This is a genomic window from Vibrio sp. 378 (genome assembly GCF_033339435.1).
Genome location: NZ_JAWOUO010000771.1, coordinates 1 through 611, shown reverse-complemented (window position 1 = coordinate 611; position 611 = coordinate 1). Strand labels below are relative to the sequence as shown.

The window sequence follows — 611 nt, the reverse complement described above, 5'->3', positions numbered from 1 at the left end:
GCGTGTGCTTAAAAGGAGTTAAGCAACGTACATAAAACTAGGGGAAGTCGCAGAGCGCGTTGCCGCTAATCAGCAACGCGCTCTGTTTTTCCAGATGAAAAACGAGTCATGTAGTAACAAAACGAGGGATTATTGGGCGTTTTGCAACTCTTCCAGGCCGCCTGCATTGTGCAGATTTGTGAACCCTTGTGATTGCAAATATTGGTAGGCTTGGCCCGAGCGGTTACCACTGCGACAATACAGCACGATCATTTGATCTTTTTTGACGTCTTTAAAATGTTTATCAAGCTCAGATAGAGGGAAATTCACCGCATTGTCTAAATGCCCCTCAGAGAACTCTTGTGGAGTGCGCACATCGACGATCATTGCGCCTTGCTCTATCAGTTGCCATCCTTGTTCCGCGCGTTCAGAAGCCGCTACATTAGGAGCGAGCAACCCTAAGCTCAGCGTTGCAAGAAACAGAGAAATTGCCTTTTTCATTCTTTCGTCATCCTTATCAAACTATGTGTGCCACTGCGTAAAATAGCCTTCATCATAGACTCATTCTGACGGATGGTGAATGAGAATTTTTGATAGATAATTTTATTTAGTTCGATAAAAAATTTTTATTA

Annotated in this window: 1 protein-coding gene; it reads right to left on the bottom strand. The window is 43.4% G+C overall.

Annotation, left to right across the window (positions count from 1 at the left end):
- Nucleotides 1–129 precede the first annotated feature (129 nt).
- Nucleotides 130–480, bottom strand: coding sequence for a rhodanese-like domain-containing protein (locus R7Q48_RS28760; protein WP_025506177.1), 351 nt, complete (start codon nucleotides 478–480; stop codon nucleotides 130–132).
- Between the last annotated feature and the right edge of the window lie 131 nt (nucleotides 481–611).

Bases quoted from the DNA above. Each gene is read 5' to 3' on its own strand.
- R7Q48_RS28760 (WP_025506177.1), bottom strand. From the start codon at position 480: ATGAAAAAGGCAATTTCTCTGTTTCTTGCAACGCTGAGCTTAGGGTTG.